At 59.0% G+C, this 15956-nt stretch carries 16 protein-coding genes; 8 read left to right on the top strand and 8 right to left on the bottom strand.

Annotated elements, in window-relative coordinates:
- Nucleotides 1-97 precede the first annotated feature (97 nt).
- The 6 genes from cyoE to ACYU7Z_RS10880 all read left to right on the top strand — a co-directional run bounded on the left by cyoE (nucleotide 98) and on the right by ACYU7Z_RS10880 (nucleotide 4639).
- Complete coding sequence (gene cyoE / locus ACYU7Z_RS10905; protein ID WP_460570326.1) at nucleotides 98-1033, top strand: heme o synthase; 936 nt, start codon at nucleotides 98-100, stop codon at nucleotides 1031-1033.
- Nucleotides 1034-1109: 76 nt separating this feature from the next.
- A complete protein-coding gene (locus tag ACYU7Z_RS10900) occupies nucleotides 1110-1676 on the top strand; it encodes a cytochrome c oxidase subunit 3 (protein ID WP_460570324.1) in 567 nt (188 codons plus the stop codon).
- Nucleotides 1677-1825: 149 nt separating this feature from the next.
- The gene (locus ACYU7Z_RS10895; protein WP_460570322.1) at nucleotides 1826-2701 is read left to right on the top strand and encodes a cytochrome c oxidase subunit 3 family protein; all 876 of its coding nucleotides are present in this window, start codon (nucleotides 1826-1828) and stop codon (nucleotides 2699-2701) included.
- A gap of 24 nt (nucleotides 2702-2725) precedes the next feature.
- On the top strand, nucleotides 2726-3193 hold the full coding sequence (locus ACYU7Z_RS10890; protein WP_460570320.1) for a cytochrome C oxidase subunit IV family protein: 468 nt from the start codon (nucleotides 2726-2728) through the stop codon (nucleotides 3191-3193).
- Between the two features lie 104 nt (nucleotides 3194-3297).
- The gene (locus ACYU7Z_RS10885) at nucleotides 3298-4125 is read left to right on the top strand and encodes an SCO family protein (RefSeq protein WP_460570318.1); all 828 of its coding nucleotides are present in this window, start codon (nucleotides 3298-3300) and stop codon (nucleotides 4123-4125) included.
- Nucleotides 4100-4639 carry a DUF420 domain-containing protein gene (locus tag ACYU7Z_RS10880; protein WP_460570316.1) on the top strand — a complete coding sequence of 180 codons (540 nt, stop codon included), beginning with the start codon at nucleotides 4100-4102 and terminating at the stop codon, nucleotides 4637-4639. The genes ACYU7Z_RS10885 and ACYU7Z_RS10880 overlap by 26 nt, the downstream gene beginning before the upstream one ends.
- 12 nt (nucleotides 4640-4651) lie before the next feature.
- Here the strand turns inward: ACYU7Z_RS10880 and ACYU7Z_RS10875 are convergent, their stop codons facing one another.
- A complete protein-coding gene (locus ACYU7Z_RS10875) occupies nucleotides 4652-7228 on the bottom strand; it encodes a lamin tail domain-containing protein (protein ID WP_460570314.1) in 2577 nt (858 codons plus the stop codon).
- Between the two features lie 466 nt (nucleotides 7229-7694).
- On the opposite strand from ACYU7Z_RS10875, the gene ACYU7Z_RS10870 reads away from it, so the two are divergent.
- Complete coding sequence (locus tag ACYU7Z_RS10870) at nucleotides 7695-8684, top strand: aspartate-semialdehyde dehydrogenase (protein ID WP_460570312.1); 990 nt, start codon at nucleotides 7695-7697, stop codon at nucleotides 8682-8684.
- 136 nt (nucleotides 8685-8820) lie between these two features.
- Here ACYU7Z_RS10870 and ACYU7Z_RS10865 read toward each other — a convergent pair whose 3' ends face one another.
- The 4 genes from ACYU7Z_RS10865 to ACYU7Z_RS10850 form a co-directional block, all read right to left on the bottom strand.
- Nucleotides 8821-9654: a Rossmann-fold NAD(P)-binding domain-containing protein gene (locus ACYU7Z_RS10865; RefSeq protein WP_460570310.1), complete on the bottom strand. Its 834-nt coding sequence runs from the start codon at nucleotides 9652-9654 to the stop codon at nucleotides 8821-8823.
- A 458-nt stretch (nucleotides 9655-10112) separates the two neighbouring features.
- On the bottom strand, nucleotides 10113-10781 hold the full coding sequence (locus ACYU7Z_RS10860) for a DUF2461 domain-containing protein (RefSeq protein ID WP_460570308.1): 669 nt from the start codon (nucleotides 10779-10781) through the stop codon (nucleotides 10113-10115).
- A gap of 355 nt (nucleotides 10782-11136) precedes the next feature.
- Entirely contained in the window at nucleotides 11137-11343 is a 207-nt protein-coding gene (locus ACYU7Z_RS10855) for a response regulator transcription factor (RefSeq protein ID WP_460570306.1), read from the bottom strand.
- Between the two features lie 159 nt (nucleotides 11344-11502).
- Entirely contained in the window at nucleotides 11503-11754 is a 252-nt protein-coding gene (locus ACYU7Z_RS10850; RefSeq protein WP_460570304.1) for a hypothetical protein, read from the bottom strand.
- A gap of 188 nt (nucleotides 11755-11942) precedes the next feature.
- Here ACYU7Z_RS10850 and ACYU7Z_RS10845 point away from each other — a divergent pair, with 188 nt between their 5' ends.
- Complete coding sequence (locus ACYU7Z_RS10845) at nucleotides 11943-12539, top strand: DUF6624 domain-containing protein (RefSeq protein WP_460570302.1); 597 nt, start codon at nucleotides 11943-11945, stop codon at nucleotides 12537-12539.
- Nucleotides 12540-12629: 90 nt separating this feature from the next.
- Here ACYU7Z_RS10845 and ACYU7Z_RS10840 read toward each other — a convergent pair whose 3' ends face one another.
- The 3 genes from ACYU7Z_RS10840 to ligA form a co-directional block, all read right to left on the bottom strand.
- Nucleotides 12630-13034 carry a four helix bundle protein gene (locus tag ACYU7Z_RS10840; RefSeq protein WP_460570300.1) on the bottom strand — a complete coding sequence of 135 codons (405 nt, stop codon included), beginning with the start codon at nucleotides 13032-13034 and terminating at the stop codon, nucleotides 12630-12632.
- A 142-nt stretch (nucleotides 13035-13176) separates the two neighbouring features.
- Complete coding sequence (locus ACYU7Z_RS10835) at nucleotides 13177-13737, bottom strand: NUMOD4 domain-containing protein (protein WP_460570298.1); 561 nt, start codon at nucleotides 13735-13737, stop codon at nucleotides 13177-13179.
- A 39-nt stretch (nucleotides 13738-13776) separates the two neighbouring features.
- Nucleotides 13777-15876, bottom strand: coding sequence for an NAD-dependent DNA ligase LigA (gene ligA / locus ACYU7Z_RS10830; RefSeq protein WP_460570296.1), 2100 nt, complete (start codon nucleotides 15874-15876; stop codon nucleotides 13777-13779).
- Between the last annotated feature and the right edge of the window lie 80 nt (nucleotides 15877-15956).

Here is a 15956-nt window from a genome sequence, read left to right as displayed (position 1 = left end):
CTGACTTTGGTTTGACTGGTTGACAAGATGATACGTGCGTTTGATTTTGTGTGACTAGTTATTTGAAATCGATCGTTTGCAAACCGCAACACTACAGATGGAAACAGGGGAGGCCTCGAAAAGTAACCGGCTGAAGGATTACCTGCAGCTGATGAAGCCTTCACTGAGCATCATGGTGGTCTTCTCCAGCGTCGTCAGCTTCCTGCTCGTGCCCCGCGTGAGCGAGCTGTACGAAAGCCCCTGGTGGCGCAGCGTGTTGCTCTTCATCGGCGGTATGCTGGTGACGGGTGCCGCCAATGCCATCAACCAGGTGGTGGAGAAGGACACGGACGCCAAAATGAAGCGCACGGCCAAGCGGCCTGTTGCTTCAGGACGGATGTCCGCGGCGGAAGGCTGGGCCTTTGCGATCCTCACCGGCGCTGTCGGTGTCGGGATCCTGGGCTGGTACTTTAATTGGTTGTCGGCCGGCATTGCCGCCTTCAGCCTCTTCCTGTACGCCTTCATCTATACGCCGCTGAAAAAGGTGAATGCCATCTCGGTGTTTGTTGGTGCCTTTCCGGGCGCGCTTCCCTGCCTCATCGGCTGGATCGCGGGCTCGGGTGTATTCGCTCCTTTTGACACCTATACCGTCAATGGGCACGAATATTCGAACGTCGGCGGCTGGGTGCTCTTTGCCATCCAGTTCCTGTGGCAGTTCCCGCACTTCTGGGCCATTGCCTGGGTTGCGCACCGCGACTACACGGCGGCCGGCTTCAAGCTGCTGCCGAGTGCCGAGGGCCCGACGAAGTTCACCGCGCTGCAAACGATCATCTATTCGCTGCTGCTCATCCCGGTATGCGCGCTGCCTTACTACATCGGTCTCACCGGAACGGTAAGCCTCGTGATCGTAACGCTGATGAATCTCTTTCTCGTGTTCCAGTGCGTTCGCCTGTACCGCGAGAACGATGCAAAGGCGGGACGCCGTGTGATGTTCAGCTCGTATGCGCACCTGCCCGTAGTGCTCCTGGCGCTGCTGGCGGATAAGATCGTGTGAATGACGCTTCAAGCTAGCTTATCGTGACAGCTGTCATGCCGAGAGTAGCCGAAGTACGATAAACTAATAAAGAGAGATGGTAACCGTGAGTACGCCGCAAAGACAAAAGATACATCCGCACAAGTTCACCATGTGGGTGGCGATCGGCAGCATCCTGATGATGTTCGCCGGACTCACCTCCGCCTACATCGTGAAGAGCAACCAGGCCAACTGGGAAGAGGTGTCGATACCGAAGGCCTTCTGGGCTTCTACGGCAGCGATCCTCCTCAGCAGCCTCACAATGCAGCTGGCCCTGCGCGCCTTCAAGCAGCGCAACTTTGCCCGCTACCGGGGGCTGCTTGTAGCGACGCTCGTGCTCGGGATCGCCTTCGTGACGCTCCAGTGGGTTGGCTTCAGCTGGCTCTGGAACCATGGGGTGCGCTTCAAGGGTGCCGGCGCGGGACAGTTCCTTTACGCCATTGCCGGCCTCCACGCGATGCACGTCATTGGTGGGATCGTTGCGCTGGCGGTAGTTTTTGGACGGGCTTTCCTGGGTCGCAGCAAGAACTACAACGCGGTGCCGGTGGAAGTGATGGCCACGTACTGGCACTTCGTGGATGTGCTCTGGATTTACCTGCTGGTCTTCTTTATGTGGATCGGATAAACAAAAAGTTTGGGGTTTGTGGTTTGGAGTTTGAAGTTGCGCATGCGACGACAACGACAACGACAGGCTCCGGAAGAAATAGAAAAACTGAAACCGATTTGTGGCTGGACTAACTCCCAACCACAAACTACAAACTACAAACTGTACATATGGCTCAATCTGCTGTCGTAACGGGTAAGCAATGGTGGGGGGGAGGACGAAGCCCTTTCAACCTGGAGTATGGGAAACTGATGATGTGGTACTTCCTGATGAGTGACGCCTTCACGTTCGGCGCGTTCCTGATCTCCTACGGTACCATCCGCTTCTCGCAGAACTTCTGGCCCGACCCGAACGTCGTGTTCAACGCCTTCCCCGGAACCGGCCACATGAACCTGCCGCTGGCCTTCGTATCGGTCATGACCTTCATCCTCATCATCTCCTCGGTGACGATGGTGCTGGCCGTGCACGCCGGACATAGCAACGACAAGAAAAGTGTTGTGAAGTGGCTCGCCTGGACCATCGTAGGCGGTCTTGCATTCCTTGGCTGCCAGGCCTGGGAGTGGCATCACCTCATCACCGGCGAGCACGCGGTGCTGGCCAACGGCGCACTCGACGTAGTGGGTCAGACCACCAAGATCAACCCCTGGGGCAGCGCCATCCATGATACCAACGTGCTGACGCAGGCTCTTGCGAACACTCCGCACGAGGGACTCGCCAAGCTGGCACACATCCACCACGAGAACATGAGCGAGCAACAGCTGCTGGCCATGAACGATACGCAGCTGCGCGGCCTTATCGACCTCACCGAGCTCCACGTTCGTAACACGGGCCCGGTAGCTTTCGGCGGCTTCTTCTACGGCATCACCGGTTTCCACGGCTTCCACGTATTCTCGGGTGTGATCATCAACATCGTGATGCTGCTGATGACGCAGAACAACGTGTTCGAAAAGCGCGGCCACTACCTGATGATCGAAAAGGCCGGTCTCTACTGGCACTTTGTAGACCTCGTATGGGTATTTGTATTCCTTTGCTTCTACCTGATCTAACCCGTAACCCACTAAACAGTAACAATGGCACATAATATCCATAGCAATACGCACAGCCCCGAGATCACGTTTGAGCACCACACCGACGATGCGACCTTCCGCAGCCGGGTGCGAAAGACGACGATCCTGCTGTCGATCATCACCATCATCGAGCTGGGCATCGGCCTGCTCATTTACACCATGCACAAGGGCGCCGAGCCCAACCCGCTGCTGATCCTGATGTTCAAGGGTGTGGTGTGCATTCTCACGCTTGCAAAAGCCTTCTACATCGTTTCCGTGTTCATGCACCTCGGCGATGAGATCCGCAATATGATCATGACCATCGTGATGCCGCTCCTGCTTTTCGTTTGGTTCATCACCGCGTTCCTGTGGGACGGAAATTCGTTCCGTACGCTGCGCAACCGCTACGATAAGCGCTACCAGGAAACGATGGTCCAGCACGAGCCCGCGCCCGCGCACACCGATACCTCGGGTGCCGGCGGCCTGCAATAATGTGGCCTGCTTAACGATTCGAAGCCGTCGTCGCACTACCTTTGCGGCGACGGCTTTTTTTTGGCCGCCATCCACCACATCGCTCACTTCCAACCACCGCTCCCTTGAATAAAACAGCCCTCATCGGTTTGCTGATGGCGCTGGTGCTCCCGCTGGCCGGCTATTTCATCGTGCGGCATTACAGCAAGGACGTCACGCCCATGCCGCGCCGCTACATCTACGACTCCGTAAGCACCACGATGGTCAACGGCAAGCAGCAGGTCGATACACAATGGCACCGCCTGCCGGATTTTTCGCTCACGAACCAGCTCGGCCGGACCGTAAGCTGGAAGGACCTGGAAGGCAAGGTCGTGGTCATCGACTTCTTCTTTACGCACTGCCCCACGATCTGTCCGCGGATGACGGAGAACATGAGGCGCCTGCAGGACGGCCTCAGCAGCGGCCAGCGCGTTGGCGACCAGCAGGCGAAATTCGTACACCTGCTATCGCTTTCGGTAGATCCCGGGCGCGACAGTGTACCTGCGCTGAAGAACTGGGCCGACCGCTGGGGGATCGATCCCGACAAGTGGTGGCTGCTTACCGGTGACAAAAAAGCGATCTACGACCTCTCCATCAACGACCTCAAGGTGCTGTCGGTAGACGGCAAAGGAGAAGACACCAGCTTCATCCATTCCGACCGGATGATCCTTATTGATAAGAACCGGAATATCCGTGGCTACTACCACGGTCTCGACACCGCCGAAGTAGGCCGGCTCTCGCGCGATATCGTTCTCGTGTCGCTGGAGAAGGACCCGAAGGCAAGAAGCATTTTCGCAGGCAAGCTCGAAACCTTGGCGCTACTCGTATTCGCCGTCATCGGCGGGCTTATGCTCCTGACCTATTTCCTGAAAAAAGACAAGCAACAGCATGGCATTCACTCTCAGCAAAAATGACAAGCGCGCGCGCACGCTGATCCTCCTCGTTTCCTTTGTTGTATTCGCAGCCGTGGTGCTGCTGGGACGGTTCAAGCTCGAAGTCGACCCGGGCTTTGATGTGCACGTGTTTGCGAAGATCAATGCCGTGATCAATTCGGTGGTAGCTATCCTGCTTGTCGCGGGCATCATCAGCGCAAAGAACGGACGTTACGCCACGCACCGCAGGATCATGCTGTCGGCCATGTTCCTGTCGATCCTCTTCCTCGTTTCCTACATCGCCCACCACCTGTTGTCGGGCGACACTAAATTCGGCGGTACCGGTACCATTCGCTACATCTACCTGTTCATTCTCGCCACCCATATCGTACTCGCGGCCGTCATCCTGCCCTTTATCCTGTTTACCGCTTACCGCGCGCTTATCGGCGAGAACGAGCGCCACCGCAAGCTGGCAAAGATCACCTGGCCCATCTGGTTCTATGTAGCCGTCACCGGACCGGTCGTTTATGCGCTGATCAGCCCTTACTACCGCTAGGGCGGCCTGCATTCAGCGCAGCTTCCGCGCTACCGTGATGGTGCGCTTGAAAACGCTTCGCTTTCCCTCGAGATTGAATAGCTCGGCGAGGAGCACATACGTGCCGGCCGGAACGAGGCGGCCAGCCGCGTCGAGCCCATCCCAGCTCCAGCCTCCCGAGCGCCCGAGCACATCGTTGCGCACCAAGGCATGCACCGGGCGACCGGCCGCGTCGTAGAGCGCGATGTTGGCCACGTAACCGCTTTCCTCCAGCTCGTAGTGAATCATCGTTACATCATCAAAGCCATCGTTATCGGGCGAGAAAACGGCGGGCGTGACGGTGAATGTCCCCTCGCCAGCGCCGCCCCTTGCCTGCGAGTTCCGGGCCGTCGGTGTGCCGAATCCCGCGGTGCTTGCTGCGGAATGCCAGTTGCCCCGCTCGCCGGATGCTGCCAGGGGATCCATCCGCTCGAGCGACACGCCATGGGCATCGTTGATGAGGCCGAACTGCCAGGCGGGGTCATAATGCACTTCATCCAGTACAACGCCGCGATCGTTCAGCAACACTACTGTGCCTCCCTCGTCAGGCAGGGCCGGAAGTCCAGTGAGTTGCTCCAGCCAGTCGGGTTGCGCCACGAAATACCGTCCCGACACATCGGTACTGTCGGCGGTCACGAGCAGGTAGGCACCGGGAAACAGCGCGCGCTGTGTTTCAGAGAGTCGCTTCGGGGTGCCGAGGGCGCCGCTGCTGTTGCGCGTGGCCAGGAATAGTTTGGATAAATCGACGACGCGGTCGCGGCTATAGAGCTCCACATATTCGGCGCCCCCTGTGTGCGGCTGGTACAGGAGCTCATTGATCACAACAATGCCGGCTGAAGCTTCTTCGGCCAGGCCGACAGGTGCCCGGTGCTGCAGGCTGCTTCCGTTGCCGCTGCAATCGCAGGCCCCATCAGCAACAAGTTCATACAGCTTGCCCCGCCGGAGCGGCGCAGCCAATTGTAGTTCTACGGTACAGAATAATGGTGGTAGTGCCCGCGCACGTTGTACGGCCGGGCCGCCACCGAGCAACCAGACCGCGGTTGCCGCGCGGGTGCTGTCGAGGGGCTCGCTGAATTCGGCAAGAATAGTGAGGCTGTCGGGGGCGAAGGTCCGGAGCAGCCGCGGTGCATCAAGGTAGGGATGCGGGCCGGCAACACTGTTGGCGCCGCCCGGCGTGCCGCCGCGCGGATCCTCGCTCGCGGCCCAATTGGCCGCCCCGCCGCAGGGATTGGCCGTATCGCGCAGCTCGAGGCTCCAGCCGCCGTCGTCTTTCAGCGCGTCGCGGTACCAGTCGCGTGTCCAGGTAAGAGCATGGACCGTGCGGCCACCGGCATCCAGCAACTGCAACAGCCCGCCCTCGTTGGCGAGCGCGGGAAAGCCGGAAAGGCCCAGCACCGAACCGTGGAAGAAGGCCGCGCCGGCTGTTGATGTCAGAATAAGGAAGCTGTCCGGCTCGAGCCAGTAGTCGGGCAATGGCGCGCTCTGTGACGTGGCCGTGGCGAAGGTCCATCCCTTCAGACAAACCGGAAAGTGGCAACGGTTGCGCAGTTCCACGTACTCGTACGGCGGCAGTTCCCTTGGCGGGTCGGGGTCGGCCAGGAACTCATGGATCAGCACATCGTAGCGTGCGGTTGGGTGGTAGCGAAAAAGGTCGCTGTCCTGCACGAGCTCATTCCCCCAGGCATCGCGTATATGCTGCACCCGGAGCAGCAGTGCCGTATCCGCGGGTAAGGGTGCCGCAAAATGAAGCCGCCACAGCGCTCCGTCGGATGGATCGGGCTGCACCCGCAGCGCTGCTCCGATGCCGGACAGACTGTAGTTGCCGGGGTTGGCCGCGCTCGCCGCATCCACCGGCTCATCGAACCGTATTTCTACAGTGCTGTCGTCGGGGGCGCGAACCGAGCGAATGGAAGGCGCCAGCGTGTCGGGCACGAAGCTGCCGATGCGGATATCGTCGAAATAATGGCGCCCGAAAAACGACGACGTGCTTTGCCGCACGAGCAGCGCGAAATAACCGCCGTTCGGGTAAGTGCCGTCTGTCGCCTGCCCGTCGGTCACGAATGAGCCGCCATTGGACGCATGCCGCAGGGAAAAACTTCCGCCGCTGCGTATCACCTGCAGCTGCAGTTGGTTGTCGCTGCTGCCGGTTACCCCGTCGGGACCATCGATGATCCGTACGGTGGCCGCAGCGTCTTTGCGGTACAGGCAGATGTCGTCCTGCGTGCCGCCTACGCGCACGAAGTAGCCCGTGTTGCCCGGTGCCTCGGGGTTGGCGTTGTGGCTCAGGATCCAGATGTCGCTGTAGTTGACAGATGATGTAGCAAAGGCGAGGCGCATCCAGAGCTTCCACTGCAGGTTGCCAGCCAGGGCCGCCGGGGTGCCCAGGTAGAACGTGCTGTTGGCTATTGCACTGGTGCTTTGCAATTGCTTTTGCGCGTTCACCGTCCAGGCGCCGGGGCTGCCGGTCCAGGGCGGAGCGGCTGTAAAATTGCTGTCGGAAAAGGTTTCACTCAGCTGGCCGCGGGCAAGCAGGGCCGCCAGCAAAAAGGAGGTTAACAACGGCAGTCGCATGGTGTTCAATTACCGTTCAAATATGACCCCGCCGGAAGGGCAAAAACAAAGGGTTTTTCCCGCCACTGGATGATATTTTCCTGTGAAAAAGCTGGTGAAAACAACAGGGGTTTCCATGTAGAAAAAGGGTGGTACGCGAAGAAGCCTTTTAATCCATCATTGCGAGGCGCCGGTGCCGCAGGCAACGGCGATGAAGCAACCGGCTCCCCTTTGGGCGCATGCCCTGCGCCGCAGTTGCCGGAGCGGTTCCCAAAAGTGAATCCGGTTGCTTCGCTCCACTTCGTTTCGCTCGCAATGACGTCCCTTGGGGAGGATCCACGCTATGACGTCCCGTGAGGCTGCGCCGGAGTGACGTGCAGGGCAAATCTTACCGAACGCCTCAGTTCTCTTTTCCTTCGCCCTTAACAGCCCTTTGTCATCCTGAGCCTGCCGAAGGGTTACCTTTGCCCCCTTAATAAACCTCATTATGAAGATCGCTGTGGTCGGCGCCACCGGGCTGGTGGGCACCAAGATGTTGCAAGTGCTGGAAGAACGCAATTTCCCCGTAACGGAGCTGCTTCCCGTGGCTTCCGAGCGCTCGGTGGGTAAACAGGTGACCTTCAAGGGGCAACCCTGTACAATCGTATCCATGCAGGATGCCATCGACGCGCGCCCCCAGATCGCGATCTTCTCCGCCGGCGGCGACACCTCGAAGGAGTGGGCGCCGCGCTTCGCCGACGCCGGCATCACCGTGATCGACAATTCGTCGGCCTGGCGTATGGACCCGGCGCGCCCGCTGGTGGTGCCCGAGGTGAACGCGTCGGTGCTGAAGGCGACCGACAAGATCATCGCCAATCCCAATTGCTCCACGATCCAGATGGTGGTGGCGCTGAAGCCGCTGCACGATCGTTACAAGATCCGCCGCGTGGTGGTATCGACCTATCAAAGTGTTACCGGCACGGGCAAGAAAGCCGTCGACCAGCTGTACAACGAGCGCGCCGGCAAGGAAGGACCGATGGCGTACAAGTATCCCATCGACCTCAACGCGCTGCCGCAGATCGACGTCTTCATGGATAACGGCTACACCAAGGAGGAGATGAAGATGGTCAACGAGACGAAGAAGATCATGGGCGATGATTCCATCCGCGTTACGGCCACCACGGTCCGTATTCCTACGGTAGGCGGGCATAGCGAAAGCGTCAACGTGGAATTCGAACAAGAGTTTGATATCAACGAGCTGCGCGAGACCCTCGCCAAGGCGCCCGGCGTGGTGCTTCAGGACGACCCGTCGCAGCAGATCTACCCGATGCCGCTCTGGGCGCACGATAAGGATGAAGTCTTCGTTGGCCGCATCCGCCGCGACGAAACGCAGCCCAGGACCGTCAACATGTGGATCGTATCGGATAACCTGCGCAAGGGCGCGGCGACGAATGCCGTTCAGATTGCGGAGTATCTCGTAGCAAAGGGGCTGGTGTAAGAAGAGAAAGAACGCAGATTTTTTATGATTTTTAAGATCGACGCTGATTGCATTGTGTACGTCGGCAAATCATAACTAATCCTAACAGATCTGCGTATCCCGCTTGCGGGATCTGCGTTCTTTCTCCCGGGATGCCTCAATCAACGAGTGTGCTCAACGCCAGTTCGCGGTTGGCTTTCATATCCTGCTCCACAGATCTCAATTTAGCGGCGATGACATCGATCGGGTGCTTGCCCAGCGGCAGGCGCAGCGTCGTGTTCCCGTTGTGCACATAATCAACAAGCACACGCGCAGCCTTGGCGGGATCGCCTTCCTGGCGGCCGTCGATGCGGCTGATGTAATGGTACATCTGGGCTACGGGCGTGGCCTTGTATTCGTCGATGCGGGTTTGCGCGAGGCGCACCGAGGAGCCCGCAAACTGCGTGCGGAACGGGCCCGGCTCCACGATCACCACGCGGATGCCAAAAGGGCTGACTTCCTGCGCGAGCGCTTCACTGTAGCCTTCGAGGGCAAACTTGCTGGCGTTGTAAATCCCGAAGCCGGCTGTCGCCTTGATGCCGGCGGCAGAAGAAAGCTGCAGGATATACCCGCTGCCCTGCGCGCGCATGAGCGGAAGCAATTCTTTGGTCAGCGCGGCCATGCCGAAGAAGTTGGTTTCAAACTGCGCGCGGATCTCCTCCATATTGAATTCCTCGATGGCACCTACTGTGCCGTATCCGGCATTGTTGACCAGCACGTCGATGCGCCCGAAGCGGGCCACGGCTTCGTCGACGGCGGCGGGGATACGCGCGCTGTCGTTGAGGTCGAGTACGAGGCCTATCGACTGATCGGGATTCTGCTGCGTGAATGCCGCGGCTTGCTCCGGCTTCCGGAAGGTGGCTGCCACGCGGTCGCCCTTGGCCAGTGCGGCCCCGGCCAGCTCGGCGCCCAGGCCACTCGATACACCCGTGATAAACCAGACTTTGGACATAGCGTACGTTTACCGGGTGAACAATCGGGGCGCAAAAGAGTTCAAATGCAGGATCCCGATCGCAAGCGATTGGGATGCCGAGGGCTTGGAAGGGAACGATGTGGCGGGGCCCTGAGCGGTTAAAGCTCCCGATCACAGGTGATTGGGATGACGATGGCCTGGAATGGAATGATGTGGCGGCCCGGCCCTGCCCAAAGATCCCGATCACAAGTGATCGGGATGACGAGCTGGCTAAGCGGAATGATTCAAGGCGCGGCCATCGGCCTGCACCAAGCGCGTGGCACTGAACCTGGCCGCGCGCCATCGATACCCCTAAGTACGATACGTCATCCCGGTCGCCCGCGACCGGGATCTCGTTGCGAGCGACTGCTCTACCGTTAACGGAACTTCGTTGGAATCGGGTATTGAGCCCGTCGCTGCGCGGCAGCGCGAAACGGTACATCGCATGCGATCGGAACCTACTCCAGCCCCCGATTGATAAAATCCAATAACGGCTTCAGCGCCACGAATGCGGCGACGGTCTTCCTGTGCAGCGTGGCTTTCGTGAGCTCTTCATCTGCAAGCCTTGTTTCGGCGATAAAGCTTTTTAGCTTGAGGTATTCGGCAGCGGGGTTGTCTTTGTCGTAGCCTTTCGGCATCGTGCTGAGGCGCTGGTCGTCGCCGCGGTAGAGATCGGAAAAAGTTTTTTTGAAGGTCTTTTCGCGGAGGATGCCCTGGAACTCGGGCCAGTTATAATCGATCTCCTGCCGCATCATTTTGAGCTTCGGCGCATCCGGGAGCCAGAGGCCGCCTCCGACGAAGGAATGGCCGCCCGGCTCGAGGTGAAAGTAGTAGCCGGCAAAGCCGCTCTTGCGTCCGCCCCGCTTGATGGACGCGCCGAAGTTGCTTTTGTAGGGCGTTTTATCGTTCGAAAAGCGGATATCGCGGTTGATCCGGAACAGGCACTCGCGCGCCGTCGTCCCCGCGATGGAAGGGTCGTGCTTCGCGAGGGCATCGATGACCAGCTGCAGGAAGTTGGCAAAGTCGATCCGAGCGGCTTCGTAGGCCGTCCGGTGCGTGTCGAACCAGGCTTTGTTGTTGTTCTTCTTTAAGGCCGAGAGGTATTTGAGGGTTTGCGGTTCGAGCATGCTTGAAAGGTTCTTAAGGTTTTTAGGGTTCTGAAGGTTCGGGCGATTGTCGAAATTAAGCGTGTACCCTTCAATGTGGCAGTCGTCCATTCCGATGGACCCTAAGAATTGTCCGAAACCCCTGCGCATGCAAAAGAGGCCCTCGGGCCTCTTTTGTTGTTACCGGAATTTGTTCCGGACGGTTTCTTCTTATTGTAGTTCTACGGTTACGCGGCACACAGGATCCTAGAAGCGAAATCGACGTGTCGCCAACAGGAATAGGAATAACGTCGGGAAAAACGTAAGGGTTTTTCCAGAGGAGAAGCGGCGGGAGATTGCCTGTGCCGGCGCATCGTGGGCTGTAAGCAGGTTGCGCTTATACTTTCACCAGCTCGTTCTTCACAGCGTAAAGGGCGATGCCCACGAGGTTGCGGGCTTTGACCTTTTTCTGGATGGAGCCACGGTATTCTTCTACCGTGCGAAAGCTAAGTCCGAGCTTGTCGGCCATTTCTTTGGCCGTGAGTTGCTTACAGATCATCTTGATGATGGCCAGTTCTGTCTTGTTGAATTCTATGGGCTTCATGTACTTCTAAAATACGGTTTCATGGCAAATTTCGACAACATTTGCCCGATAACCGATGCAAAAACGGTTAAAGTGTAGAAAGAGCCCTCATCCGTTGAAAGTTTTTCCGGAGAATGCGTAGAACTACGTAACAAGTATCGTAAAAATGCTGTCCTGCTTTCAGGACGCAACCTCACCTTCGGGCGTACCCGGTGATGGGTTGACATCGCGGCGCTCGCTGTCGGCAGCCGGGTGTCCGCCGCGGGAGCGGCGCTTTTGAATGGCGATCGAAAGCTCTGTTACGAGCTCCCGCTGTTCGTGCACCTCCTGCCAGGTGGCGCCGTTGAGCAGCGCCGCCTGCAGGCGGAAGGACGCCGTTTGGTGCATACGCACCAGGCTGTCCAGGTTGATATGGTGGAGTTCTTCTTTCATAGTGTCAGCATCACAGATCAGCAACGGCAATGAATCTTCCTACGGGAGACAAATACCCTTCCATTTTTTTCCGGGCTTATTGCCGGGCCTTGGAAGGCATTTTTTGGGTATGCATCGGGACAAAATGTTGACCCAAGTGGCCTGCAGACGCGGGCCCGGCCGGCAAAAGCCGTATCTTGATGGGGACCATGCCCCTCTCCCGATCGCTGCTCCGACTGCTCCTGGCGGCCCTGCTTCCCGCCGGGGCGACTGCCCAGGAACCGGCGCGCCCGCAGCTCGCGCGGCGCATCGATTCGTTATGGGCAATTGAAGCGGCACCCGCCGCCACGCCCCCCGACACGGCGCGGCACAGCCTTGCGCCCGCCGCCGCCCAGCTGCGCAACAGCGCCCTCCGCGGCATTCTCGAAACCGAAGGCTATCCGGGTCTGCGCGAAGTGGGCCCCGCCAGCTGCGAGCGCTTCTGGATCCTGCTGCAGCGCGCGGACAACGATCCTACCCTCCAGCGCTTTGCCCTGAGCCTCCTGAAAGAACAGGCCGCCGCCCGCAACGTGCCGGGCCTCCACCTCGCCTGGCTGCAGGACCGTGTGCTCGTAAATGCCGGGCAGCGGCAATGGTACGGCACACAGGTACGTCTCAACGCCGACAGCTCCTCCTTCGAGCCGCGCCCCGTCGAAGACTCCGTGAGCCTAGACCTTCGCCGCGCCAGCCTCGGCCTGCCGCCGATCGCTGAATTTATTGCGTTGATGAATCGGAGGTACCGGGAGATGTTGAAGCCTAAAGAGTAGGTTCGGGACCTCACCCCCGGCCCTTCTACTGGGGTTCTTAAGGTTCTTGGAGTTCTTAAGGTTCTGGGATTGTAGTGGTAGAAATGAGGATTAAGGTTGTGCGGGGGTGGTAAATCGTGGGCCGCGGAAATTGCTTCCTTTCAAATAGTTGATCAGGTTGAGGATGGCTGCTTTGGCCCGGCCACAAAGGCGATACAAGCGATCAAATTCATCCTGTGTTACATAGTCGCGGTCGAGAATGCGATAGAGTTGTGATTGTGTTTCAGCGCCCGATGCGTGGGCGAATTCCAGGAATTGAATAAACTCTTTATTACCGCCGCGGCCATGTCCTTCGGCGATGTTATCCATGATGGAGCCCGACGAGGCATTGACCTGGTCGCGTAGCTTGAAGTCCCTCGAAAGGTCCGATTCGAGGCTGATGCGGCGGATCTCCTTACACAGTTCCCTGGCGAGTTGCCAGGCAATGATATCCTCAAAGCGCTTGAAAGTAGGCATAGCCGAAGCTAGCCCGGCTTGCCGCATGACAGTAGGATTTGGGAACGGGACTTTTCCCGCCAGCAGTTGCTTTTTTCACCAAGAATCCCCGGTGATTTCCTCAACCACCAAAACCTTCAGAACCCTAAGAACCTTCAGAGCCTCAAACCCGCGCCCAATTCTCCCCGCTCTTGATCCGGTACAGCGTCATTTCACTGACGTCGTATTTCTCGGCGAGCTGGCGGATGGTGAGGCGGCGGCGGGCGCTGTTCAGCTGGTCTTTGATCTTGCGCACCTGTACGGCCGTGAGCTTGAGGCCGACCGTGCGATTGGCCTGCTTCTCCTTGTAGGCCATCTTTGCCGGTGAGCCCTGCTGGTGCTCGATCATCTCCTCGAGCGTAGCCCACTTAAGATTCTTGATATGGTTGTCGAGCTTATCGTGGTTCTTGTGAATCACGAAGGCATGCTTGGGTGAAGGGCGTTTGAGGAAAAGCTTGGCGAGCTCCCGGTGAATGTACAGCGTGCCCTTGCTATCGGGGCGATGCAGGTTGAGCGTGCGGTAGCCGGTGGTGACCGACCCGCTGAGGAGCTTACCGTCGGCCAGCACGTCCTCGCGGTACGAGGCGATGCGCCCGGCGCTCGACAACGCATAGCGGTTGCGGAGTTGCTTGTAGCCGTTGAAGACGAGGGGTTTCCAGGTTTCGCCCGGCAGTTTCTTGATCATAGGTCGACGTTTTTGATCCTTGTCGGAGGCCGGCCTCTATTATCCCGCAAAAGGCTCGCCAACAAGGGCCAGGAATTCGTCTTCCGTCAAAATTCTAATTGACGTGATCTTCTTCGCTTTCTCGAGCTTGGAGCCCGCATCGTCGCCGACTACAAGGTACTGCAGCTTGCTGCTGACCCCCGAGGCGATCGTGCCGCCCTGTGCTTCCACCATCGCTTCGGCCGCGCTTCGCTTCAATCGGTTGAGCGTACCCGTGAACAGGAAGCTCTTGCCTTCGAGCGAGCCGCCGGCAGCGGGTTTCGGCTCGTTGGTCATCGTCAGCCCCAGCGCTTCGAGCTCCCGGAGCAGTGCGATGCTGTCATCGTTGCGGAAAAAGGCCACGACGCTCGCCGCCACCTTCGGACCAACATCTTCGAGGGCCATCAGCTGCTCTTCGGTGAAGTCTTTGAGCTCGAGAATATGGTGCACGGAATTGGCCAGCGTCTTGGCCATCGTTTCGCCCACGTGACGGATGCCGAGGGCAAACACGAGCCGGTGCAACGGTTGCTTCTTCGAGGCTTCGATGGCGGCACGGAGCTTCTCCACCGATTTCGCGCCGAAGCCTTCAAGCGCACCGATGGCGTCGAAGTCGAGGCGGTAGATCTGCGGGATGGAGGCGAGGAGGCCGAGGCGGTGAAACTTCTCGATATTGGCCTCGCCGAGTCCGCGGATGTCCATGGCGTCTTTCGATACGAAGTGATACAGGCGCTCCAGTTGCTGCGCCGGGCAGGCGATGTTGATGCAGCGCCAGGCCGCTTCTTCCTCGGGGCGGAACAGCGGGTCGCCGCAGGAAGGGCAATGCGTCGGGAATTTGATCGGTTCCTCGGAGCCGTCCCGTAGTTCTACAAGTGGCTTCACAATATAGGGGATGACGTCGCCGGCGCGCTCCACCAGCACGGTGTCGCCGATGCGGATGTCTTTTTCGCGGATCACGTCTTCGTTGAACAGCGATACCGAGCTCACCGTAACGCCGCCGATGCCCACGGGCTCGATCTTGGCCACGGGGCCGATGTTGCCGGTGCGGCCCACCTGGTACTCAATGCGGAGCAGCCTGCTCGTTGCCTGCCGCGCCTTGAACTTGTAGGCGATGGCCCAGCGCGGGTGGTGCGTGGTCATCCCGAGCTTGTCCTGCAGCGCGAAGTCGTTCACCTTGATCACCATCCCGTCGATCTCGTAGGGCAGGTCGTCGCGGCCGGCCTCGTAGTCGTTGCAATAATCGATGACGGCCTGGATGCCTTTGAACACTTTCTTTTCCCTGTGCGGGCTGCGGAAGCCGAGGTCCCACAGCATGTCGAGGGTTTGGGAGTGCGTGTACACGTCTTCCTCCTTGCCGGGCAGGAGCGTAAAGTAGCCCAGCTGGTACACGAAGGCTTCGAGCTTGCGGCGACCCACCTCGAGCGGGTCCTTGATGCGGAGGGTGCCGGCGGCGGCGTTGCGCGGGTTGGCCAGCGGCTGGCTGCCGGCTTCCACCAGGGCCTCGTTGAAGCGCTTGAAGTTGCTTTTGTTGATCAGCACCTCGCCCCGTATTTCTGCGGTATGGATGCCATGGGCCGAGAAGGCGGCCGAGAGCGGGATGCTGCGGATCTGGCGGATGTTGGGCGTGATGTCGTCTCCGTAAACGCCGTCGCCGCGGGTGGCGCCGCGAAGCAGCTTGTCGTTTTCATATATGAGCGAGATGGAAGCCCCGTCGAACTTGGGCTCGACACAGTATTCGATGGTATCGCTGCCGGCGCCTTCGCGCACGCGCTTGTCGAAATGCAGCAGGTCTTCGGCGTTGTAGGAGTTGTCGAGCGACAGCATCGGCACGAGGTGCTGCACCGTCGGGAAGTCTTTGGTGAGTCCCTTGCCTATACGCTGCGTGGGGGAGTCGGGTACGATCAGGTCGGGGTTTTCCGTCTCCAGCGCCTCCAGGCTTTTGAAGAGCGTATCGTATTCGAAATCGGAGATGAGCGGGTCGTTCTGGATATAGTAGCGGTACTCGTGGAAGCGCAGCGTATCGCGCAGGGCGTCGATATCGGCCGACGTGATGGCCTTGCCGGCAGCCTTTTTCAGGAGCGCGGTGGTTTGCTGGCTGATATGCTGGAGGGAGGTCCGGGTCATGGAGCAAATCTAGTGAGCGGTGAGCAAGTGAACGGTCAGCAAATCATTCTGACTTTCTGCTCACCCGCTGACCGCTCACC

Source organism: Flaviaestuariibacter terrae (genome assembly GCF_054777635.1).
The sequence above is the reverse complement of the archived record's forward strand: the minus strand, read 5'-3'. Positions and strand labels throughout refer to the sequence as shown.